The organism is Phenylobacterium kunshanense (assembly GCF_003254525.1).
GTDB classification, from domain to species: domain Bacteria; phylum Pseudomonadota; class Alphaproteobacteria; order Caulobacterales; family Caulobacteraceae; genus Phenylobacterium; species Phenylobacterium kunshanense.
Genome location: NZ_QFYS01000008.1, coordinates 63373 through 85892, shown reverse-complemented (window position 1 = coordinate 85892; position 22520 = coordinate 63373). Strand labels below are relative to the sequence as shown.

Here is a 22520-nt window from a genome sequence, read left to right as displayed (position 1 = left end):
AGGAGTGCGGCCCATGGCCGGCTACAGTCTCGGCATCGACTTCGGCACCACCAACACCGTCCTGTCGCTGGCCGAAGCGGACGGGCCGGCGCGGCTGGTCAAGTTCCCGGCGACGGACGGCGAGCTGTTCGCCTTCCGCTCGTGCCTGTCGTTCTACGCCCCGCCCGAGCGGCCGCAGGAGCGGCACATCGCGGCCGGCCCGTGGGCGATCGAAGCCTATGTGGAAGACCCGGCCGAGACCCGGTTCATCCAGAGCTTCAAGAGTTTCGCCGCCCAGGAGAGTTTCACCGAAACCCAGATCCTCGGCCGCCGCTACCGGTTCGAGGATCTGCTCTCGACCTTCCTCTTGAAGGTGCGGGAGTATGCCGGCGAGAGCCTCGGCGAACTGCCGGAGCGGGTAATCGTGGGCCGGCCGGTGCGCTTCGTCGGCGCATCGCCGAACGAGGCCCTCGCCCTCTCGCGCTACGAGACCGCCTTCCACCGCATGGGCGTGAAGGAGGTGCTCTACGCCTACGAGCCGGTGGGCGCGGCGTTCTTCTTCGCCCGCGAGCTGGACCACGACGCGACGGTGCTGGTCGGCGACTTCGGCGGGGGCACCTCGGACTTCTCGATCATCCGCTTCGAACGTGAGGCGGGAGAGGTGCGGGCGATCCCGCTCGGCCGGGCGGGCGTGGGCGTGGCGGGCGACGCCTTCGACTATCGGATCATCGACAACCTGGTCTCGCCCGAGCTGGGCAAGGGCGGGGACTACCGCTCGTTCGGCAAGACGCTGCCAATTCCCTACAAGTACTATGCGGCCTTCGCCCGCTGGGACCAACTCGCCCTGCTGCGCGCCAGCCGCGAGATGCGCGAGATCCGCGCCCTGGAGCGCGAGGCGGCCGAGCCCGAGAAGATCACCCGGCTGATCGAGATGCTCGACGAGAACTACGGCTACGCCCTCTACCGCGCGGTCTCGCGGCTGAAGGAAGCGCTGTCGGCGCAGGACGCCGCGCAGTTCCGGTTCGAGGCCGGGGCGATCTCCATCGCGCGCGACGTGGCCCGCGCGGACTTCGAAGGCTGGATCGCGCCCGAGCTCGCACAGATCGAGACGGCCGTCGACGCGGCGCTGGCCAACGCCGGCCTGACGCCCGAGGGCATCGACCGGGTGTTCCTCACCGGCGGCTCGTCCCTGGTGCCGGCGGTGCGGCGGATCTTCCACCGCCGCTTCGACGCCTCGCGCATCGAGACGGGCGCCGAACTGGAGTCGATCGCCGCGGGCCTGTCGCTGATGGCCCGCGAGCGGGATCTCAGCCGCTGGACGATGCGGGCGTCGGGCTGAACCTCACTTCCGGAGCGTCGGGCTGTCCAGGTCGAGCTGGTCGGCGGGGATGACTTCGAGGTTCGGCAGTTTCGCCTTCAGGTCGGCGGCGAACGTCTTGGCGTCGCCAACCACCATGACGCTGGCCCGCGCCGGATCGAACAGCCGCTTCGCCGCCGCCTGCACCTGCCCCACGTCCACCGCCTCGACCTTGGCCGTGAAGCGGCTGAGCTCGTCCAGGGCGATGCCGTAGAGGGCGTAGTTGCCGAGCGTGTCGGCCAGCCCCTCCGACGTGGCCAGGGCGCGGCCGTAGCCGCCGACGATGTTGGACTTGCGCGCCTTCAGTTCGTCGGCGCCGGCGGGCTGGGCGGCGAGGCGCTCCAGCTCGGCTCTGATGAGGTCCAGCACCTGGCCGGCGGACTCGTTCTTGGTCTGGGCTGCGGCGCGGAAGGAGCCGGTGGTGCGGGCGGCCGAGAGACTGGCCGAGGCGCCGTACGACAGGCCGCGCTTGATGCGGATCTCCTGGTTGAGGCGCGCCGAATAGCCGCCGCCCAGGATGTTGGCGGCGACGACCGCGGGATAGTACTCGGGGTCGTTCCGGGCGATCGCCGGCTTCAGGACGTTGACCGCCGCCTGGCCGGTGCCCGGGATGTCGATGGCCAGGGCGCGGGGCGCGGCCGCCGGCGTGATGGTCGGCGCGGGAGCGAGCGCCGCCGCCGGCTTCTTCCAATCGCCGAAGGCCTTCTCGGCCAGGGCGAAGCCCTGTTCGGCGGTGATGTCGCCGGTCAGCACCAGGATGGCGTTGTCGGGCCGGAATGCGGCGGCGTGCAGGGCGGCCAGGTCGGCCGGTTTCAGCTTCGGCAGGCTGCCGGGCGTGCCCTGGACCACGTGGCCGAACGGCGTCCCGGCATAGACCACGGGCGCCGCAGCGAGCCCGGCGAGGCTGCCGGGCTGCTGATAGGCGATGCGCAGGCCGTCCAGCGCCTGCTCGCGCTGGCGATCCAGCTCCTCCGCGGCGAAGGCGGGGTTCTTCGTCACGTCGGCCATGATCGCCAGGGCGGCGGGCAGCTTGTCGGGCATGGCGGTCAAGGTGACCGACGAGGATTCCAGGCCGCCGCCGGAACTCAGCGAGGCGCCGAGGCTCTCGACCTGACTGGCGATCTGCTGCGCCGAGCGGGTCTTCGTGCCCTCGGTGAGCATGCCCGCCATCATCGCCGAGGCGCCGGCGAGCCCTTGCGGATCGGCCCAGGCGCCCGACTTCACAGTCAGGTCGGCGGTGACCAGCGGCAGGTCGGACGAGCGGGCGACGATGACGCGCAGGCCATTGGCCAGGGTCCTCTCGGACGGCGTCGGCAGCACCGGTTGCACCGGCTCGGCCACCGCCGGCGGCTTCACGCGCTCGGCCTCGGGGGCCAGGGTGAAAACGGGGCCGTCATAGGTCGCCACCTGCTTCGGCGGGGTCGGCGGCGCCGGCGGGGTCTCGCCCTTCGGCCGTTCGCTCTCCGGGCGGTAGCGGATCGACATACGCCGATCCTCGGCCAGATACTTCCGGGCCACACGCTGGACGTCGGCGGCGGTGACGGCCTGCAGCTTGGCCAGCTCGGTGTTCACCGCATTGGGGTCGCCATCGACGCTGAGGGCGTAGCCGATGGCGCTGGCCCGGCCCTCGATGGTCTCGCGCTCCTTCAGGGCGGCGGCCAGCAGCTCGTTCTTAGCCTCGGACAGTTCGGCGTCCGTCGGCGGGGCGTCGCGCAGGCGCTTCACCTCGGCCAGGAGGGCGGCCTCGCCCTCGGCGATTCCGCGACCGTTGGACATGATGGCGCCCACCATGAACATGCCCGGATCCTCGGGCAGGTCGGCGCTGGAATAGGCCTCCACCGCGATCTGCTTGTCATAGACGAGGCTGTTGTAGAGCCGCGACGACTTGCCGGCAGACAGGATCGCGTCCAGCACCTTCAGCGCCGGGGCGTCGGGATCGCGGGCGGCAGGCCCCTGCCACGACAGCACGACGGCCGGCAGCGGAACGTTGGGGCCGTAGCCCTCGAAGACACCGGCCTTGGCGCGCGGCGGCTCCTTGACGGTCACGCGAGGGACCGGCCGCTGGGGGTTCTTCAGCGGGGCGAAGTAGCGGTCGATCCAGGCGTCGAGCTGGGCCTGGTCGAAGTTGCCGACCACGATCAGCGCCGCGTTGTCGGGCCGGTAGAAGATCTGGTGGAAGGCGCGGACGTCGTCGATCGTCGCCGCGTCCAGCTCCTCGATCGAGCCGATCCCTGGCCGCTTGTACGGGTGGGTCGTGTAGCTGGCCTGGGGCAGGTAGAGGGCGAAGAGACGGCCGTAGGGCGAGGCCAGGACCCGCTGGCGCAGCTCCTCCTTCACCACGTCGCGCTCCGACTTGAAGACCGCTTCGTCGACGACCAGCGAGCCCATGCGCTCGGCCTCGGCCCAGATCAGGCGCTCGAGGTGATTGGCCGGAACCACCTCGTAATAGTCGGTGTAGTCGTCGGCGGTGGAGGCGTTGTTGAAGCCGCCCACGTCCTCGGTCATGCGGTCCAGCGTCTCGGACGGCATGTTCCGCGTCGCCTTGAACATCAGGTGCTCGAAGAGGTGGGCGAAGCCCGAGCGGCCCTCTGGGTCGTCCTTGGAGCCGACGTCGTACCAGACCTGCACCGCGACGTTCGGCGTGGAGGGATCCCGCGAGGTGAACACCTTCAGCCCGTTGGGCAGGGTCCGCTGCTTGAACTGGATCGGCGGAACCTCGGCCGCGGCGGCCCGGGTGGCGAGGGCGGCCGGCGCGAGCGCCGTGGTGGCCAGGAGGAACGCGAGGCCGGCGGCGCGGGCGGTTCGGAGCATGGACTATCCCGGTGCAAGGGCAGGAAGGGGCGATCCTTACCACTCAACCCGGACGTGGGAAGCTTAAGTCGCTGTCATGTGCCCGCCCCCTTTCCGCGTCGGGGAGATCGCGGGAAGGGCGCGGACGATGGGCCGGCGGCACGTGGGGCGATACGCCGGCCTGGTCTCCCTCCGGTCGGGGAGTGGGAGGGAGGACTGTCTTCAGGCCGCCTGGGCCTGGCCGCGGATGAAGCCCGCGAAAGTCTCGAAGGCGGCGTAGGCGGAGAGGAAGGACGGTCGCGCCTTCATGCGGGCGATCCAGGCCTGGATGTTCGGGTAGCCGTCGAAGTCGTAGGCCACGAAGTCGCCGAGCAGGACGTAGGAGAGGCCCAGGTAGTCGGCGAGGGTGATCTGGTCGCCGCAGACGTAGGGCTGGCCGGCCAGCATGTGCTGGTCCAGCACCTTGAGCCAGCGGGGCGAATGGTCATGGCCGTAGGCCGAAAGCGCCGCCAGCAGCTCGGGCGAGGCGCCCTTGGGCACGCCGATCGCCGGGTAGCAGGTCATCACGCAGAAGGCCTCGTGGAACTGAGTCGAGAACCAGGAGATCGCCTCGTCCACCTTCACCTGGGCCTGCAGGCCTTCGGGATAGGCGGTCGCCTGGGCGCGGATCGCCAGGTACTTCAGGATCGCCGCGCTCTCGCCGATGCGGAAGTCGCCGTCGACGAGGAAGGGCACGATGCCATTGGGGTTGATCGCCAGGTACTCGGGCGTCTGCTGGGCGCCGGCGAGCAGGTCGACCTTCACGATCTCGACCGGCAGATCCTGTTCGGCGAGGAACATCAGGATGGGCCGGGAGGTCGTGGAGATCGGGTCACAGTAGAGTTTCATGCACACACCATTCTTGGCCGTCCGAAGCCCGGGGGAGCTCCGCAGCGGCGCGATAGATACGGTTAAAGCATGACGTTGGGTGATCTGCGCTCTTGCAGTCCAGCTCTGCACAACCGCAGAATGCCGGCATGTTCGACTGGAACGACCTGAAGGCCTTCCTGGCCGTCGCGCGGGGCGGTTCGACCCTGGCGGCGTCAAAGGCGCTGGGCGTCAACCAGACCACCGTCGCCCGGCGGATCGAAAGCCTGGAGCACGAGCTGGGCTTCAAGCTGTTCGAGCGGGGCCAGACCGGCAGCCGCCTTACCGAGGCCGGCGAGGCGCTGATCTCCGAAGCAGAGAACGTCGAGCGGGCGGCGATCCGGTTCGAGAACCATGCGGCCAGCCAGATGCGCGGCGTGGCCGGGGCGCTCCGGCTCACCACCAACGAGCTGGTGGCCAACACCATGATCATCCCGGCGCTGGCCGAGTTCCGGAAGCTGCATCCCGACGTGCAGGTGGATCTCGTCATCACGGACCGGTCGCTGGACCTGGCGAGCGGCGAGGCGGATCTGGCGATCCGGACGGCCGTGGAGTTGGCGGCCTCGGACCTGGTCGCGCGCAAGATCACCGAGCACCCGATGGCGCTCTATTGCAGCCGCGAGTACGCCATTCGCCGCGGGACGCCAGGCTCGCTGGACGAGCTGAAGGATCACGACCTCATCGACGTGGCCCCGGAGGGCGGCGAGATCGCGGCCGCCACCTGGATGATGCGCTACTCGGGCGGCAAGCCGCCGATCACCCGCAGCAACAGCATGGGCAGCCTCGTCTATGCGGTGAAAGCGGGTCTGGGCATCGGCGCCCTGCCCTGCACCGTCGCCGATCCCGACCGCGAGCTCGTGCGCTGCTCGGAGGACATTCCCGAGGGCCGGGCCAGCTCCTGGATCGTTACGCGCCGTGAGCTGAAGGACACGCCACGGGTGCGGGCGTTCATCGACTTCCTGGTGCCGTACCTGCAGGACTTCTTCAAACGCGTCGAGGAACGCAGCCGTCTGCGCCGGGAAGAGGACGCGGCGGCGGTCGTGCCGTTCCCGATCCGCGGGGTCGGTTAGAGCGCGTCGCCCCAGTCGAGGCGGCGGGCCTTGGCGTGGGCGGTCTTGTCTCGCCTGGCGACGAAGCGCTCTTCCAGGCCCGCTTCGGTGCAGAGCTTCAGGTCGATCCCGGGCTTGCCGGCGCGGGGGCGGGCGAGGACGCGGGGCGTGCGGACCTCGGCGGCGATGTGCGGCCTCGCGGCGACCAGATAGGTGAACTTCTCGTCCTCGAACGGGACTTCGGCGCCCTTGGCGAGGCGGTGGTCGCGCGAGCGCGGCAGGCGGACGCTGAAGTGGCACCAGTCGGGCGCGGCGATCGGGCAGGCGCCGTCGTGCGGGCAGGGGGCGAGGATGCGGGCGCCGTCGGCGATCAGCCCTGTCCGGGCGGCGCGCAGGCGCTCGAAGCCGGCCGGTGTGCCGGGCTCCACCAGGATCAGCAGGCCCTCTGCGGCCTCCCACAGGCTGGCGACCACGCCGGGCTGGGCTGGCGGGGCGATCTCGGCCAGGGCGTAGCTGGCGAGCACCACATCCGCCTTGGGGAACCCGCCGGCGGTGAGGTCGCGGCGCTGGGGCTCGGCCGACAGGTCGTCGCCCGCCAGCCGGCAGGCGAGGTCGAGGAACGGCGCGCTGGCGTCGAGCCACGTGATCCGGTCGAGGGAAGGGAAGGCCTCGCGCGCCGCCCAGCTTCCCGTCCCGGGGCCGCAGCCGGCGTCCAGCAGCGAGGCGGGCGCGAAGTCGGGCGCCATCCGACGCGCCTCGGCGAAGACGGTGGCGCAGGCGGCGTAGGTCGCCGGCAGGCGGGTCAGGGCATAGGCCAGGGCGTCGTCCGCGCCCTTGATGGCGGCGGCCGAGGTCCGGCCCGAACGGTAGGCGGCGGTGGTCGCCGCGCTGCGCTGGGCGAGGTCGCGGCGCGAGGCCCCGGCGAGCTCCCGCTCGAGCGCCGCGCGCAGCGGCGGCGGGAGCTCAGGGGTCACGTCAGCCGGCGAGCGCGTCGGCGCGCAGCTTGGCCAGGGCCGGACCCACGGCGGGATCGGCCAGGCCCGAGACGTCACCCGGCTCGCCCGTCTGGGCGATACGGTGCAGCACCGGCCGGACCACCTCACCCGAGTGGGTCTTGGGCAGCGGGCCGAAGATCACCACGGCCGGCACGCCGTGCTCGCCGATCTCGCGGCGCATGTAGCCCTTGAGGTCGGCGGCCAGGACGTCGGACGCCATGATGTCGGGATCGGGCGTGACGAAGGCCCAGAGAGACTCGGCCTTGCCCTCCACCAGGGCGCCGACGACCGCGGCCTCGGCCACGGCGTGGTGGCCGCGCAGCACGCCTTCCAGGTCAGCGCACGACAGGCGGTGGCCCTGGATGTGGACCTCGTCGTCGCCGCGGCCGGCGCGGTTCTTCACCAGGTCGTCGACCACGGCCGGCTCGGCCAGGGTGGAGGTGTCCCCGAGGTTGCCGAGGTCGTCCTCGGCGATCTTGCGCAGGATGCGGCGCATGATCTTGCCCGAGCGGGTCTTGGGCAGGCCGGGAGCGAACTGGATCACGTCAGGGGCGGCGAAGGGGCCGATCTCGTGGCGGACGTGGCCGCGCAGGTCGGCCAGCAGGGCCTCGGTGGCCTCCACCCCGACCTTCAGCGTGACGTAGCAGTAGATCCCTTGGCCCTTGATGTCGTGCGGGTAGCCGACCACCGCGGCCTCGGCCACGGCATGGTGGCCGACGAGGGCGCTCTCGATCTCGGCGGTGCCCAGGCGGTGGCCCGAGACGTTGATCACGTCGTCCACCCGACCGGTGATCCAGTAGTAGCCGTCGGCGTCGCGGCGGGCGCCGTCGCCGGTGAAGTACTTGCCGGGATAGGTGGAGAAGTAGGTGTCGATGAAGCGCTGGTGGTCGCCGTAGACCGTCCGCATCTGGCCCGGCCAGCTGTCGGTGATGCAGAGGTTGCCGTTGATGGCGCCGTCGAGGACCAGGCCCTCGGCGTCGACGAGCTGGGGCTTCACCCCCGGCAACGGCTTGGCGCACGAGCCCGGCTTCAGGGCGTGGGCGCCCGGCAGCGGGGTCATCAGGCAGGCGCCGGTCTCGGTCTGCCACCAGGTGTCGACGATGGGGCACCGCTCCTCGCCCACCACGCGGTGGTACCAGAGCCAGGCCTCGGGGTTGATCGGCTCGCCCACCGTGCCCAGCAGGCGGATCGACTTGCGGCTGGCGCGCTTCACCGGCTCGTCGCCCTCGCGCATCAGGGCCCGCAGCGCCGTCGGGGCGGTGTAGAAGATCTCCACCTTGTGCTTGTCGCAGACCTCCCAGAAGCGGGAGGTGGTCGGATAGTTGGGCACGCCCTCGAACATCAGGCTGGTCGCCCCGTTGGCGAGCGGCCCGTAGACGACGTAGCTGTGGCCGGTGACCCAGCCCACGTCGGCGGTGCACCAGAACACCTCGCCGGGGCGGTAGTCGAACACCACCTCGTGCGTCCACGAGGCCCAGGCCAGGTAGCCGCCGGTGGTGTGGAGCACGCCCTTGGGCTTACCCGTGGAGCCCGAGGTGTACAGGATGAACAGCGGGTCCTCGGCGCCCATCGGCTCGGCGGGGCACTCGGCGGAGACGGTCTTCTTGAGGTCGGAGAAGTATTCGTCGCGGCCGGCGGTCATCGGCACGTCGCCGCCGGTGCGCTTGACGACGATGACGTTGGTCACGCCCGGGCAGGTCTTCAGGGCCTCGTCGACGTTGAGCTTCAGCGGCACGACGCGGCCGCCGCGCAGGCCCTCGTCGGCGGTGATCACGACCTTGGAGTCACAGTCCTGGATGCGGCCGGCGAGGCTGTCGGGCGAGAAGCCGCCGAACACGACCGAGTGGATCGCGCCGATGCGGGCGCAGGCCAGCATGGAGGCCGCCGCCGCCGGGATCATCGGCAGGTAGATGGTGACGCGGTCGCCCTTCTGGACGCCCTTGGCCTTGAGCACATTGGCCCAGCGGCAGACGTCGGCGTGGAGCTGGCGGTAGGTGAGGGCGTCGTAGCTGTGCCCGTCGTCGCTTTCCCAGATCAGCGCCACCTGGTCGCCGCGGGTCTCCAGGTGCCGGTCGAGGCAGTTGGCGGCGACGTTCAGGACGCCGTCGGCGTACCAGTTGATGTGGAAGTCGGCCTTGTCGAACGAGACGTCCTTCACCTGGGTGAAGGGCTTGATCCAGTCCAGACGCTGGCCGATCCGGGTCCAGTAGCCCTCGGGGTCGGACTCCACCTGCCGCACCGCCGCCTCGTAGGCTTCGGCGTTCATGTGGGCCTTCGCGGCCCATTCCTGGGGAACCGGAAACACCTCGCCGTCGGACACGCTCAAACCTCCCGCAGGACCGGACTTCCATTTCGCAGTATCCGCCCGGGGGGCGCGGCGCAACTCGCCGCACCGTCAGCCTCTTGCGGCGACTCAGGCAGGCGGGGATTTTCCGCCGATGCGTCGGAAATTGCCCCTCCTCGCCGCCCTGGCCCTCGTTCTTTCGGCTTGTGGCGGCGGCGCGCCGAAGGGCGCGGCCGAGGCGGCCACCCGGTTGCTCACCGCCGCGATGAACGACGACCAGGCGGCGTTCGAGGCCGAGATCGACCGTGCCGCCCTGCGCGACGATGTCCGCCGGCAGGTGACGGCCATGGCGAAGACCAAGGCGCTGGACGTGGAGGGCGGGCCGTCGGAGTTCGCCCTCGACCGGATGATCAGCCCCGAGGCCATCCGCCTGGTGGACGCCCAGGGCCGCCGCCGCACCGAGGCGCCGGCGCCCGACGAGGTGCGGCGGATGCTGAAGCCGCTGGGCGAGCGCAAGGTCTGCCTGCGCCAGGGCGGTTCCGACTGTCTCCTGACCTTCGGCAAGGGCAAGGATGGCTGGCGGCTGGTGGGGATGCAGGCCCGCGACATGACCATACAGGTGGCCGAGGCCCGCTTCTGACCCGTCGCGCAACGGCGCGTTTCAGGCTTACTGTACAAGCGATTCCGACGCGCGGGACCCAACCTGCGCGCGCACCGTCAAGGGACCCCCATATGCTGCTGCACCTCTCCACCTGGGCCGAGATCGAGAGCTTCCTGGCCCGTTCCAAGACGGTGGTGATTCCGATCGGCTCCAACGAGCAGCATGGGCCGACCGGCCTGCTCGGCACCGACTGGCTGTGCCCGGAGATCATCGCCCACGAGGCGCAGAAGGATGGCGACATCCTGGTGGGGCCGACATTCAACATCGGCATGGCGCAGCACCACCTGGATTTCCCGGGGACGATCGCGCTCAGGCCCTCGACCTTCATGCTGGCGATCGGCGACTGGTGCCGCAGCCTGGCGCACGCGGGCTTCACGAAACTCTACTTCCTGAACGGCCACGGCGGGAATGTGGCGACCATCGAGGCGGCGTTCTCCGAACTCTACGCCGAGGCCAGCTACGCCGGGCGCGACCGGGGCTTCGCCTGCAAGCTGAAGAACTGGTGGGACCTGGCGGGCGTCACCGCCCTCGCCAACCAGCAGTTCCCGGTGGGCCACGGCAGCCACGCCACCCCGTCCGAGATCGCGGTCACCCAGTGGGCCTATCCGGACTCCATCAAGAGCGCCAACTACGCGCCGCAGATCGCCCCCACCGGCCCGATCCGGGAAGCCCACGACTTCCGCGCCCGCTATGCCGACGGCCGCATGGGGTCGGACCCGGGCCTGGCGACCCCCGAGAAGGGCGGCGAGCTGGTGAAGCTCGCGGCCAGGTCGCTTCTGGAGGACGTGGCGGCGTTTGGGGCCGAGACCCGCTAGGCGGTCCAGACCTCGTCGTCCCGCACCTCGACCGGCCAGGGGGCGAGGCTCTGCTTCACGCAAGGGCCGGCGACGCAGAGGCCGTCCAGGGTGAACAGGGCGCCGTGGCCCGCGCAGAGGATGTGGCGGGCGTCGCGGGTCAGGTAGCGGTCGTCCAGGGCGCTGAGCGGCCAGCCGGCGTGCGGGCACGAGTCCACGAAGCCGCGCACGCCATCGCCCTGGCGGACCACGAAGCCGGCGAACATCCGGGTGTCGTGCCGGAAGCGGAACGACTTGCCGCCGGGGTCCTGGATCTCGGCGAGGGCGCAGAGGCGTGTCCCGGCCGGCGGGCGGGCCGGATTGCCGGGCTCAGAGCTGGCCAAACGTGATCTTCACCGGGTTCAGCTCGACCTGCCGCCAGAGGCCCGCCTGGGTGTAGGGGTCGGCGTCGTGGAAGGCCTGGGCCGCGGCCTTGTCGGCGACGTCGAGGATGAACATCGAGCCGGCCATGCCGCCCGCATCGTCGAACATCGGGCCGGCGATTTTCACATCGGCGGCGCGGCTCTGGACGTAGGCCAGGTGCCGCTCGCGGGTGGCCATCCGCAGGTCGAGGGAGTCCGCCTTGTCGAGGCAGTGGAGGACGAAGGTGGGCATTCAGTGTTCCTCTCGGAGCGGACGGGAGAGCAGGCCGCGGATGGCGTCGTCGACACCGACCTGGCCGGCGAGGATGGCGGCCACCGCCTCGCAGATGGGGACTTCGACGCCGAGCTTGCGGGCCAGGTCGCGGACGGCGGGGGCGGAGGCCACGCCCTCGGCCACGGTGAGCTTGCCGGCCAGCGCCTGTTCCAGGGTCTGGCCGCGGCCGAGCGCCAGGCCGACGCTCATGTTGCGCGACTGCGGGCTGGAGCAGGTGAGCACCAGGTCGCCCAGGCCGCAGAGGCCGGCCACGGTCTCGGCCTCGCCCCCCAGCGCCACGGCCAGGCGCGTGAGCTCGGAGAAGCCGCGCGTGATGAGCGCCGCATGCGCCGAGCGGCCGAGTTCGCGGCCCTCGACGATGCCGGTGGCGATGGCCAGGACGTTCTTCACCGCCCCGCCCGCCTCCGCGCCGATCAGGTCGCCGGCGAAGTAGGGCCGGAACGTCGGGGTGGCGATGGCTTCGCCGAGGGCCTCGGCGAGATCCGGGTCGGGGCAGGCCAGGGTGACGGCGGTGGGCAGGCCGCGGGCGACCTCGCCGGCGAAGCTCGGGCCCGAGAGGACGGCGGGCCGCGCCTGGGGGATCGTCTCGGCCAGGACATCGGTCATCAGCTTGAGGGAGCCCTGCTCGATGCCCTTGGAGCAGAGGACGATGGGCAGCCCGTCGCGCGCGTGGGGCGCGAACGTCGCCAGGGTGGAGCGCATGTGCTGGGCCGGCGGCACGGCGAGGACCAGGTCGCAGCCGGCGAGGTCTGCGTAGTCGCCGGTGGCGCGGATCGACGGCTCCAGCGGCACGCCGGCCAGGAAGGTCGCGTTCTCGTGGCGGGCGTTGACGGCCTCGACCACCTCGGGCTCGCGGGCCCAGAGGGTCACATCGCGGCCCGCACGGGCGCAGACCTGGGCCAGGGCCGTGCCCCAGGCGCCGCCGCCGATGACTCCGACGCGATTCATGCCTTGGCTCCCTTGCGGCCGGCCTTGTGGGTGGGGGCGGCGGCCGCCGCGGCGGCGTCCAGCGGCCAGCGCGGCCGGGCCACCGCGTCCAACGGATCCGAGATGCCGGCCGCCAGCCGCTCGGCGCCGGCGAGGGCGATCATCGCCGCGTTGTCGGTGCAGTAGGCCATCGGCGGGGCGGCGAAGCTGAAGCCGTTCTTCTGCGCGACCGCCTCCAGCCGCGCGCGGACGGTTCGGTTGGCGGCCACGCCGCCGGCGACCACGAAGCGCAGGCCCGCGTCAGCGTGCGCCTGGGCGTAGGCCTTCATGGCGCGCTCGGACTTCTCGGCAAGCTGGCCGGCGATCGCCTCCTGAACGGCGGCGGCGAGGTTCCTGCGGTCGGCCTCGTGGGTCACGCCCTCGGCGAGGCGGGCGGCGGCGGTCTTGAGGCCCGAGAAGGAGAAGTCGCAGTCCTTGCGGCCGAGCAGCATGCGCGGCAGCTCGAACGCCGTCGGGTCGCCGCCCTCGGCCAGCCGCTCCAGCTCGGGCCCGCCGGGATAGGGCAGGCCCATGGCCTTGGCGATCTTGTCGAAGGCCTCGCCGGCCGCGTCGTCGATGGTGGAGCCCAGCCGGCGGCAGGCGCCGATGCCAGCGACCTCCAGGAGCTGGCAGTGGCCGCCGGAGACCAGCAGCAGCAGGAACGGATAGGGCAGGTCCGCGCCGAGCCGCGCCGACACCGCGTGGCCTTCAAGATGGTTCACCGCCACCAGCGGCAGGTCACGCGCCAGGGCCACGGCTTTGCCGAACGACAGGCCCACCATCACCCCGCCGACCAGGCCGGGGCCGGCCGTCGCGGCGACGCCGGTGAGGTCGCCATAGCCCAGGCCAGCTTCCTTGAGCGCCGCCTCGGCGATGGCCTCGATGCTTTCGACGTGGGCGCGTGCGGCGATCTCGGGCACGACGCCGCCGAACGGGGCATGGGCGGCGATCTGGCTGCCGACCACGGATGACAGCACCTCGGCGCGGCCGTCGGCATGGCGGCGCACCACGGCGGCGGCGGTCTCGTCGCAGCTTGTCTCGAGTCCCAGGACGGTCTGAGGCGCGGTGGAGGTTGGGGTCATCCGGTTGCCGGGGCAGGCCCGCTCCTGTAGCAGGCCCTGATTGGTTTCGCGTCCGAGGTAGACTGCCGACCGTGCCCACGCAACAGCCCGTCCGGATCGGGGCCCGCGGCTCCAAGCTGAGCCTCGCGCAGGCCGGCCATATGCAGCGCCGCATCGCCGCCGCCCTCGGCGCCGATCCCGAGAACCCCGCCGAGGTGGAGCGCGTCGCGCCGCTGATCGTCATCACCACCACGGGCGACCGGGTGCAGGACCGCCGGCTGCTGGAGATCGGCGGCAAGGGCCTGTTCACGAAGGAGATCGAGGAGGCCCTGCTGGCCGGCGAGATCGACTGCGCGATCCACTCGATGAAGGACGTGCCGGCCGTGCTGCCAGATGGCCTGTGCATCGCCGCCATTCCCGAGCGGGAGGACCCGCGCGACGCCTTCCTGAGCCGCGACGTCGAGCGGCTGGAGGACCTGCCGCAGGGCGCAAAGCTGGGCACCGCGAGTCTGCGTCGCCAGGCGCAGTCGCTGCACCGGCGGCCAGACCTGGACGTCCAGATGCTGCGCGGCAACGTCGACACGCGGCTGGCCAAGCTGGCGGCCGGAGAGGCGGACGCGATCCTGCTCGCCTATGCCGGTCTGCGTCGCCTGGGCCTGGGCCACCTGCCCAAGAGCCTGATCGATCCGCGCGAGGTCCCACCCGCGCCGGGGCAAGGCGCCCTGGCCATCGAGACCCGCGAGGCCGACCGCGACCTGCCGTGGGTGCAGGCGCTGCGCTGCGAGACCACCACCCTGGCCGTGGCGGCCGAACGGGGCGCCATGGCGGCGCTGGAGGCCTCGTGCCGCACGCCGATCGGCGCGCACGCCTGGCTGGAGGGTGGGTCCCTGAAGCTGATCGTCGAGGCGCTGTCGCCCGGCGGGACCGAGCGGTTCCGCCACGTCGGCGAATCCGAGCTGTCGCAGCTGGCCGATCCGCTGGCCTCGGCCCGCGACCTCGGCCTGTCGCTGGGCCGCGCGGTGCAGGAAGAGGCCGGCGACGCCATCATCCTCTAGTTGCGGTCAAGCTCGCGACGAGAGGCGTTGATCAAGGCCGCGACGAAGCCCATCGTCGCGTCTCTAGGAACAACAGCGTGGGCGCAGGATTTCGCCGGATGGCGGGTCGCAGGCAGAGAATCTGGATCACCCGCGCCCAGCCGGGCGCGGACGCCACCGCCCAGCGCGTACGCGCCCTGGGACACGACGCCGTGGTGGCGCCGCTTCTGGCCGTCCGGGTGCTGCCGGACGTCGATGTCGACCTTTCCGGCGTCGCCGCGCTGGCCTTCACCTCGGCCAATGGCGTGCGCGCCTTTGCCGACGCCACCGGCGAGCGGGGGCTGAAGGTGTTCGCCGTGGGCGCGGCGACGGCGCAGGCGGCGCGGGCCGCCGGGTTCAAGTCGGTGCTGTCGGCGGACGGGGATGTGGAGGCCTTGGCCGAGGGAATCGCGGCGCGGCGCACCGAACTGCGCGGCGCCGTGCTGCACCCTGGGGCGGCCGAGCCGGCCGGAGACCTGGCCGGGGCTCTCGAAAAGCAGGGCGTCGAGGCACGGCGCCTCATCCTCTACGAAACCGCCCCGGTCGAGGGCCTCGACACGGCTTCCCTGGCGTCCAGCGACGCCGTGCTCCTGCATTCGCCGCGCGCCGCGCAGGTGCTGGCGAAGCTGTTGAAGGAGCATCCTGCGCCCGAATTGCGGGCCCTTGGCCTTTCGAAGGCGGTGATGCAGCCGCTCGCCCGGACGAAGCTGGCGGCCAAGGCCTTTCCGCCCTTTCCACTGGAAGCGGCGTTGCTCAACCTGATCGACCGGCGGCCCTAGATGTCCACGAGTGCGCCCCAGCCCGACCTGCCGAAGGATCCGGCCCACTACCGTCCGCGCGCGGCGCTGGGCGGATGGGCGATGACGGCCTTCGCCATCCTGTGCGTGCTCGCTGGCGTGGGCGTGGCCCTGTTCGTTCCTAGGTTCGTGGGCGAGATTCGCAGGCCGGTGGACGAGGCCCCTGCTGCGACAGCGCCGATCCCATCGGCGCCGCCCCCCGCCACCCAGGCTGCGCCACAGACGGCGGCGGCCGCCGCCGCGGAAGACGAGGTGGCGCGCCTGAAGGCCCGGATCGCGGTGCTGGAGAGCCAGGGCGCCCGCACCAGCGAGGCCGCGGCGGCCGCCCTCGCCCTGGCCGAGCTTGTCGACGCCACCCGCAGCTCGCGGCCGTTCCCGCGGGAACTCGCCGCTCTGCGCGCCACCGCGCCGGAGCTGCCCGAGCTCGAGGCGCTGACGCGGCTCGCCGAGACCGGCGCGCCGAGCCGGACGGCGCTCGCCGCCAGCTTCCCCGACTATGCCGCGCTCGCCGTGCGCAAGGCGCGCAAGCCTCCCGAGGGCGCCGACGTGGGGCAGCGTCTGGCCTACGCCATGAGCAAGGCCGTGACGATCCGGCGGGTGGACGAGACGGCAGGCGCGGGCCCCGACGCCCTGATCGCCCGCGCCGAACGCGCCTTGGAGGAGGGCGAGGTGATCGACGCCCTAAAGGCCCTGGAGGGCTTGCCGCCCAAGGCCCAGGAAGCGCTGGCGCCGTGGCGCCTCGGCGCCGAACGCCGCGCCCAGATTGACCGGGAAGTCTCGGCCCTGCGCGCCCGCGCCATCCGCGATCTTCAGGCCGGGGGACCTTCAGCATGATCCGCGCCGGCGTCGTCCTCATCCTGCTGGCGGCGGTGGCCGTCGGCGCCCTGGCCCTGGCCGACGAACCCGGCCGGGCGACGGTCGTATGGCTGGGCTGGCGCGCCGACGCCACCGCGGCCGCGGCGGTGCTGATCGCGCTCACCTTCGGCCTGCTGGCGGCGGTCCTCTGGCGGACGATCCTCTGGATCCTCGACGCGCCGCGCCGGGCGGAGCGGGCCCGGACCGAGTCCCGACGGCGCCAGGCGAACGACGTCCTCGCGCGCGGATTCCTGGCCGTGGCCGCCGGGGACGGGTCCGAAGCCGTCCGCCTGTCGAAGAAGGCCGCCGAGCTGGCCGTAGATGCGCCGGGCCTGGTCCGGGTGCTGGCCGCCCAGGCGTCGGAGGCGGCCGGCGACACGGCCCAGGCTCAGGCGGCCTATACGGCGATGCTCGGCTTCCCCGAGATGCGCCTGGCCGGTCACAAGGGGCTCATGCAGCTCGCCCTCGCCCAGGGCGCGCGCGAGACGGCGCTGCGTCACGCCCAGGAGGCCTATGGCGAGGCGCGGACCGCGCGATGGGCCTGGCGGGCGGTCCTGGAGTCTCGCCTGGACGCCGCCGACTGGGAGGGCGGCCTGGCGCTGGTGAAGAGCGCGCTGGACCGCAAGATCGTGCCGCCCATCGTGGCCGAACGCGCGCGGGCGGCCCTGCTGGCCGCGTCGGCCGCGCAGCTCGAGCATGCGCCGGAACCCAAGGCCCGGAGCCTGGCGCTGGACCATGCGGTGGAGGCGGCGCGCCTCCAGCCCGGCTTCGCACCTGGCGTGGTCATGGCTGCGCGCCTTCTCGCGGAGGACGGCAAGGTCGGCCGCGCGGCGGGCATCATCGAGAACGCCTGGCGCGCCTCGCCGCATCCCGCCCTGTGGCTCGCCTGGCGGGATCTTCGCACAGATGAGACCCCGCGCGAGCGGGCGCAGCGCCTGTCGCAGCTCGCGGGTCTGAACCCGGCGCACCGCGAGAGCCTGGTGCTGTACGTGGAGCAGGCGCTGACCGCTGGGGACGGCGCGGCGGCGCACGAGGCCGCGCGCGCGCTGGAGGGCGAGCCCGTCACCGCCCGCATCGCCGGCCTGATGGCGCGCGCCGCCTATGCGGCGGGCGCGGTCGACGAGGCCCGCATGTGGCTGGCGAAGGGCCTGAACGCCCCGCCGGAGCCGGACTGGTCGGACCTGGATCCCGAGGGGCGGCCTTTCGCCTACCACGCCAGCGACTGGGCGCGGCTGGCGATCACCTTCGCCGAGACCGGGGAGCTGATCCACCCGCGGCTGGAGCGTCGCGAGCGGACGATGCGCGAGTTGCCGGACCTGCCGCTGGCCTACGCCGATGCGGGCCCGATGCTGGCCGAGCCCCAGCTCTATCCGGTCGACGAGGGCTATCAGGAGCCGGAAGCGGAGCCCGAACCCGCGGAAACCCGCGGAGCCCGCACGCGGCGGACCCGACGACCCGGCGGCGCCTGAGCGTGGGACGGATCGTCTATCTGACGCCCTATCCCGGGTCGCGCACCGGCGGGACAAAGATCACCTACCGCCACGTCGAGACCCTGGGCGCCCTGGGCTACGACGCCGCGGTGCGCCGGCCGGGCACGTCCGAGGTCGCGCGCTGGTTCCGGCACGAGGCCGAGATCGAGGACGCCAGCCGGCCCTTGGGCCCGGACGACATCCTGGTGTTGCCCGAGGATTCGCCGGAAACGATGCGACGGTGCGCCGAGCTGCCGAACCGCAAGGTCATCTTCTGCCAGAATCCGTACGCCCTGGCGGGGCACGGCCTCGCCACCGTGGAGCCGGATGTGGCGCGCCACTACCGCACCTTCATGGCCTGCAGCATGGGCGTCGCCGACTTCATCGCCCGCTACTTTCCCTATGACATGATCTCGGTGGTGCCGGCCTTCGCCGACGAGCGGGTGTTCAGGCCTGCCGACAAGCGCCCGGTGATCGCCTGCACGCCGCGCAAGCGGCCGGCGGAATTGCAGATCATCCGCCTGATGTTCTCCCGCATCCACCCCCGCGCCGCCGACTGGGACTGGCATGTGCTCGAGACGGCCACCGAGGACGAGGTGGCCGCCGCCATGGGCGAGGCGTCGCTGTTCCTCAGCCTCGCGCGCCTGGAGGCGTTCAGCATCACGACGCTGGAAGCCATGGCCAGCGGCTGCCTGATCGCCGGATTCACGGGGATCGGGCCGCGGGAATACACCAACCCGACGAACGGCCTCTGGGTCGACGAGGACGACTGCGAAGCGGCGGCGTTCGCCCTCGCCCGCGCCGCCGGCATGGCCGAGGCTGGCGGCGGGGCCGCGGCGCTCATGCGGCACGCCGCCAGATCGACCGCGGCGACCTGGTCTCACACCAATTTCACCAACGCCCTGGTGCGATTTTGGCGCGATGAGATGGGCGTGACCCCCTGACGCTTTGCAAATCGCGCTGTCGCGGGTAAAAGCCCGCGTCCCCGGACAGGAGCCGCCTTAGCTCAGCCGGTAGAGCGGCGCATTCGTAATGCGTAGGTCAGGTGTTCGAGTCACCTAGGCGGCACCACCCTTCCAGACACCCTTCTAACCAGGGAATTCCCGGCGAAGCGCGCGAAGGCGCGTAAACTCGGTCGCCGTGTGGGGGTAAGCTGGGTGTGGCTTCCGCAAAGGCGCGGCGAAAGCGTCACGAGCGGGAAAGCGGCTACTGAGAGGTTTATTCCGCGCGCGCGTCTGGTCGTGAGAGCACCTCGAACCTCCAGCGCCACGACGTGTAGAGGAACTGGCCCCCACCTTCGCGATCGGTGAGCTTCGCCCAGATCCGGAAACGCGTGCCCACGGGGTAGTCGCTGCTCATTCGCTTGGAGCACTCGACGCGCAAGTCGGTTAAGAACGCACCGCCGGCTACCGGCCGAATGTGTATCTTACCGTGCAGTCCGCTCGTCTGGTCTGCGACATAGCTCTCGACGTCGACCCAGCTGTAGCCCTCTTGCGGCATGGCCATCGTTTGCACCTTCCGGGACAGAGCTTAACGGGCATACGTTCACCGCCCTGGGGCTTGGCTTGCAACCCGTGCGCGATGACATTGGGTGTCGCAGCGCGTGCTAGAGAATCGCTGCGAGGGAGTACGGCGGGGGGAAATGCCGAAGCGTGAGAATTCAAGGACAGGCGGCGAGCTGTTCATCGTCGACAACAGCGACGATGAGTGGAAGGCGCTCCGCTACCTCCACGACTGGTGTGACTACGCCAAGTCGATCGACGTCGCGACCGCCTACTTCGAGATCGGCTCGCTGCTGGGGTTGGACGGCCAGTGGCAGAAGGTCGACGGCCTCCGGGTCTTGATGGGCGACGAGGTTGCGGTTCGGACCCGCGCCGTATTCGAGCGCGCTCTGTCGGGGCGGTTGGAGCGCTTGAACGACAGCATCGAGGCCGAAAAAGAGAAGGACGACTTCCTCGACGGCGTCCCGGCGATCGTTGAGGCCATCCGATCCGGCAAGATCCAGTTCCGCGTCTACCGGAAGGCCAAGTTCCACGCGAAGGCCTACATCACTCACGCCCGTAGCGAAGTGATCGGCGCCGCCGCCCTAGTAGGGTCCTCAAACTTCACGCGTCCTGGTCTGACCCAGAACATCGAGCTGAACGTCCAGATCACCGGCAGTCCGGTGACCGTGCTTCAGGAGTGGTACGAGGAGCACTGGGCCGAGGCCGAGGACGTCACCCTCGATATGCTCCGGGTGATCGAACGGCATATCCAGTCGTTCACACCTTTCGAGGTCTGGGCGCAGTCTCTGAACGAATACTTCAAGCGCCGTCAGATCTCGGCCGGCGATTGGGAGCGTACCCAGTCGAAGATCTGGCCGATGCTCGATGGCTATCAGCGGGAGGGCTACGGCCAGCTTCTGAAGATCGCCGGCGAGTACAACGGCGCCTTCCTTTGCGATGGCGTCGGCCTGGGCAAGACGTTCATCGGCCTGATGGTGCTGGAGCGTCTCGCTGTGCACGAGGGCAAGAAGGTCGCGCTGATCGTTCCGAAGTCAGGCCGGGAGTCGGTGTGGGAAGCGAACCTCAAGAAGCATCTGCCCGACCTCGCGAAAGGCGGGCAGTGGAGCAATCTCCTCGTGCTCAACCACACCGACCTAAACCGCGCAGCGATGGACGGCACGCTCGACGCCATTGCATCCCAATGCGACGCCATCGTCATCGACGAAGCCCACAATTTCCGTAACCCGGGCCTCCTCGGCACTGGTCGAAAGCGCGAGTCCCGCTACCGGGTGCTCCAGCGGATTTCGCGCGGCAAAGAACTTTACCTGCTCACCGCGACCCCCGTGAACAACGGGGTGTATGACCTGATGCACTTGATCGAGCTGTTCGCTCAACAAGGCGATGCGTTCGCTAGCCTTGGGGTCCATTCCCTGCGGGGCCACTTCAGGACGCTCGAAAAGACCATTCGCAACGCCAACCGCGCAGACCCTGACGCGCTGCCGGAAGACGATGTTGATCAGAACGTCGAGGTCGGGCTTGCGCGCGAGGCCTTCGCGGCGGATCCCCTTGTAAGCCATCTCGTTGTTCAGCGCAGCCGCGCTTACGTGAAGGCAAGCCAGCAGCTTGAATCGAAGGGAGCGGCGATCTTCCCTGTCAGGGAAAATCCGAAGGTCGCGAATTACGATCTCACCCCTCTGCAGCAGCGCCTGCTTGACCTGGTCGAGGAGTCATTCCGGCACAAGAACGAACTCTTCCGACTCGCGCTGTACGACCCGACCGAATGGCTGATCGACAAGTCCGAGGAGGACGAACTCGCAATTGGCCGGCGGGCGCAGGTGGTTCGCCTAATCCGCATCGGCTTCCTGAAGCGCCTGGAGAGCTCAACGGCCGCGTTCGAGCTTTCCTGTCATCGCCTTCTAGTCAAGCTCTTAGCCTTCTGGACGGCGCATGCCGAAACCGAGGCCGAGTTGGCGGACCTCAAGGTCTGGCAGGATCGTCACGCCAAAGAGGTCGAGCAGGTGCGAGCTGGCCTCGCACGCCATGCGGGCGAAGATGATGACGAGGACGATGCCGACCCGTTGATCACCGGCGATGTCCTCGATCAGGTCGAGAAGCTTCCTCGCGCCAAATACAAGATCGCGGAGCTGATCGCCCAGACGCGCGAGGATCTCGCGCAACTCGTCAAATTCCTCGACGTGCTTAAGGGCTTCGACGCAAGCCAGGACGGCAAACTCAAGGCCCTGTGCCGCATGCTGACCGAGGACCCGGTGCTCAGTCAGCATAAGGTTCTGATCTTCACCGAGTACCAGGGGACAGCGCGCTACTTGAAGCGCGAGCTCATCCAGGCCGGCCTAGAAGGCGTCGAGGAGATCGACTCGGGGTCCCACAAGGGTCGCGACCGCGAGGGGGTGATCCGCCGTTTTGCTCCCTACTACAACGGCGGCTCCTCTCCGGAGCTGGCCAAGGCTGGCAAGTCCGAGATCCGCATCCTGATCGCGACCGATGTCTTGTCCGAAGGCCTGAACCTTCAGGACGCCACCCGCCTCATCAACTACGACTTGCACTGGAACCCTGTCCGCCTGATGCAGCGGATCGGGCGCGTCGATCGCCGCATGAGCGAAGCGGTCGAGAAGGCGATGGTCGCCGATCACCCGGCGATGGCCGAGCTGCGCGGCAAGGTCGCCTACTGGAATTTCCTGCCCAACAAGGCGCTGGATCTGCTGCTTGGTCTCTACAATCGTGTGGCCCACAAGACTCTGCGGATCTCGCGCCTCTTCGGCATCGAGGGCCGTCGCCTCCTGACGGAAGCGGACGACTACGAGGATCTGAAGGACCTAAACCGCGAGATCGATTCCGAACCAACTGCGGAGGAGCGGCTTCGCCAGGAGCTGCGCCAGCTCCTGAGTGGCCATCCGGATCTCGAAGCGCGGTTGGCCGACTTGCCCAACCGGGTTTTCAGCGGGCGTGCCGCGCCGACCACGCAAGGGGTGTTCTTCTGCTACGCCTTGCCTGGCAGGGGGAGGACGGCCGAGGGTGACGAAACCTGGGACCTGGACGAGGCCCGCCAGGTCCGATGGTACTTCCACGGGCTCGATGGCGGCCCTGTGCTGGAAGGCGCGCCCGCCATCGCTGCCCATATCCGATCGGCCCCGGACACTGTCCGCAGAATCCAGCTTGATCGCGCCCGCCTGATCGCCGCACGCGCGGCCATCGAGAAGCACATTGAGGGCGGCTACATGCGGCAGGCCCAGGCGCCGGTGGGTGCCAGGCCCATTCTCAAAGCCTGGATGGAGTTGAACTGATC

At 70.4% G+C, this 22520-nt stretch carries 19 protein-coding genes, 1 tRNA gene and 1 pseudogene; 11 read left to right on the top strand and 10 right to left on the bottom strand.

Annotated features, from left to right (window positions below; genetic code table 11):
• Positions 1-13: 13 nt before the first annotated feature.
• The gene (locus tag DJ019_RS16545) at positions 14-1318 is read left to right on the top strand and encodes an Hsp70 family protein (RefSeq protein ID WP_111277176.1); all 1305 of its coding nucleotides are present in this window, start codon (positions 14-16) and stop codon (positions 1316-1318) included.
• A 3-nt stretch (positions 1319-1321) separates the two neighbouring features.
• On the opposite strand, the gene DJ019_RS16540 is transcribed toward DJ019_RS16545, so the two are convergent.
• Both DJ019_RS16540 and DJ019_RS16535 read right to left on the bottom strand, forming a co-directional pair.
• Positions 1322-4147 (bottom strand): M16 family metallopeptidase, encoded by a 2826-nt coding sequence (locus tag DJ019_RS16540; protein WP_111277175.1) that lies wholly within the window; start codon positions 4145-4147, stop codon positions 1322-1324.
• A 201-nt stretch (positions 4148-4348) separates the two neighbouring features.
• Positions 4349-5014, bottom strand: coding sequence for a glutathione S-transferase family protein (locus DJ019_RS16535; RefSeq protein ID WP_111277174.1), 666 nt, complete (start codon positions 5012-5014; stop codon positions 4349-4351).
• 128 nt (positions 5015-5142) lie between these two features.
• Between DJ019_RS16535 and DJ019_RS16530 the strand changes: the two genes are divergently transcribed.
• Entirely contained in the window at positions 5143-6102 is a 960-nt protein-coding gene (locus DJ019_RS16530; protein WP_111277173.1) for a LysR family transcriptional regulator, read from the top strand.
• Here DJ019_RS16530 and DJ019_RS16525 read toward each other — a convergent pair.
• From DJ019_RS16525 to acs, 3 genes and pseudogenes are all read right to left on the bottom strand, one after another.
• Positions 6099-7055 carry a small ribosomal subunit Rsm22 family protein gene (locus DJ019_RS16525; protein WP_111277269.1) on the bottom strand — a complete coding sequence of 319 codons (957 nt, stop codon included), beginning with the start codon at positions 7053-7055 and terminating at the stop codon, positions 6099-6101. The two genes, DJ019_RS16530 and DJ019_RS16525, sit on opposite strands and share 4 nt — an antisense overlap.
• A 1-nt stretch (position 7056) precedes the next feature.
• Positions 7057-7401 (bottom strand): AMP-binding enzyme, encoded by a 345-nt coding sequence (locus DJ019_RS21435; RefSeq protein ID WP_276310030.1) that lies wholly within the window; start codon positions 7399-7401, stop codon positions 7057-7059.
• Positions 7402-7461: 60 nt separating this feature from the next.
• A pseudogene (gene acs / locus DJ019_RS16520) lies at positions 7462-9342 on the bottom strand (acetate--CoA ligase); the annotation flags it as partial.
• A gap of 172 nt (positions 9343-9514) precedes the next feature.
• Here acs and DJ019_RS16515 point away from each other — a divergent pair.
• Positions 9515-10000: a hypothetical protein gene (locus DJ019_RS16515; protein WP_133255322.1), complete on the top strand. Its 486-nt coding sequence runs from the start codon at positions 9515-9517 to the stop codon at positions 9998-10000.
• Positions 10001-10092: 92 nt separating this feature from the next.
• Positions 10093-10836: a creatininase family protein gene (locus tag DJ019_RS16510; protein WP_111277171.1), complete on the top strand. Its 744-nt coding sequence runs from the start codon at positions 10093-10095 to the stop codon at positions 10834-10836.
• Here DJ019_RS16510 and DJ019_RS16505 read toward each other — a convergent pair.
• From DJ019_RS16505 to tsaD, 4 genes are read right to left on the bottom strand one after another with little or no spacing between them, the layout of a single operon-like run.
• Positions 10833-11198 (bottom strand): Rieske (2Fe-2S) protein, encoded by a 366-nt coding sequence (locus tag DJ019_RS16505; protein ID WP_111277170.1) that lies wholly within the window; start codon positions 11196-11198, stop codon positions 10833-10835. The two genes, DJ019_RS16510 and DJ019_RS16505, sit on opposite strands and share 4 nt — an antisense overlap.
• Entirely contained in the window at positions 11185-11469 is a 285-nt protein-coding gene (locus DJ019_RS16500; protein ID WP_111277169.1) for a YciI family protein, read from the bottom strand. The genes DJ019_RS16505 and DJ019_RS16500 overlap by 14 nt, the downstream gene beginning before the upstream one ends.
• Positions 11470-12459: an NAD(P)H-dependent glycerol-3-phosphate dehydrogenase gene (locus DJ019_RS16495; RefSeq protein ID WP_111277168.1), complete on the bottom strand. Its 990-nt coding sequence runs from the start codon at positions 12457-12459 to the stop codon at positions 11470-11472.
• Positions 12456-13559, bottom strand: coding sequence for a tRNA (adenosine(37)-N6)-threonylcarbamoyltransferase complex transferase subunit TsaD (gene tsaD, locus DJ019_RS16490; protein WP_111277167.1), 1104 nt, complete (start codon positions 13557-13559; stop codon positions 12456-12458). Before tsaD ends, DJ019_RS16495 begins: the two co-directional genes overlap by 4 nt.
• A 71-nt stretch (positions 13560-13630) precedes the next feature.
• Here tsaD and hemC point away from each other — a divergent pair, with 71 nt between their 5' ends.
• From hemC to DJ019_RS16460, 6 genes are all read left to right on the top strand, one after another.
• Positions 13631-14593, top strand: coding sequence for a hydroxymethylbilane synthase (hemC, locus tag DJ019_RS16485; RefSeq protein ID WP_111277166.1), 963 nt, complete (start codon positions 13631-13633; stop codon positions 14591-14593).
• Between the two features lie 98 nt (positions 14594-14691).
• On the top strand, positions 14692-15390 hold the full coding sequence (locus tag DJ019_RS16480) for a uroporphyrinogen-III synthase (RefSeq protein WP_111277165.1): 699 nt from the start codon (positions 14692-14694) through the stop codon (positions 15388-15390).
• Entirely contained in the window at positions 15391-16242 is an 852-nt protein-coding gene (locus DJ019_RS16475; protein WP_111277164.1) for a COG4223 family protein, read from the top strand.
• The gene (locus tag DJ019_RS16470; RefSeq protein ID WP_111277163.1) at positions 16239-17732 is read left to right on the top strand and encodes a heme biosynthesis protein HemY; all 1494 of its coding nucleotides are present in this window, start codon (positions 16239-16241) and stop codon (positions 17730-17732) included. Before DJ019_RS16475 ends, DJ019_RS16470 begins: the two co-directional genes overlap by 4 nt.
• A 2-nt stretch (positions 17733-17734) precedes the next feature.
• Positions 17735-18676, top strand: a complete 942-nt coding sequence (locus tag DJ019_RS16465) for a glycosyltransferase (protein WP_111277162.1) — start codon at positions 17735-17737, stop codon at positions 18674-18676.
• A gap of 51 nt (positions 18677-18727) precedes the next feature.
• A tRNA-Thr gene (locus tag DJ019_RS16460) sits at positions 18728-18803 on the top strand.
• A 147-nt stretch (positions 18804-18950) separates the two neighbouring features.
• Here DJ019_RS16460 and DJ019_RS21255 read toward each other — a convergent pair.
• The gene (locus DJ019_RS21255) at positions 18951-19238 is read right to left on the bottom strand and encodes a hypothetical protein (RefSeq protein WP_111277161.1); all 288 of its coding nucleotides are present in this window, start codon (positions 19236-19238) and stop codon (positions 18951-18953) included.
• Positions 19239-19374: 136 nt separating this feature from the next.
• On the opposite strand from DJ019_RS21255, the gene DJ019_RS16450 reads away from it, so the two are divergent.
• Positions 19375-22518 (top strand): helicase-related protein, encoded by a 3144-nt coding sequence (locus DJ019_RS16450; RefSeq protein ID WP_111277160.1) that lies wholly within the window; start codon positions 19375-19377, stop codon positions 22516-22518.
• The last annotated feature ends 2 nt before the right edge of the window (positions 22519-22520 follow it).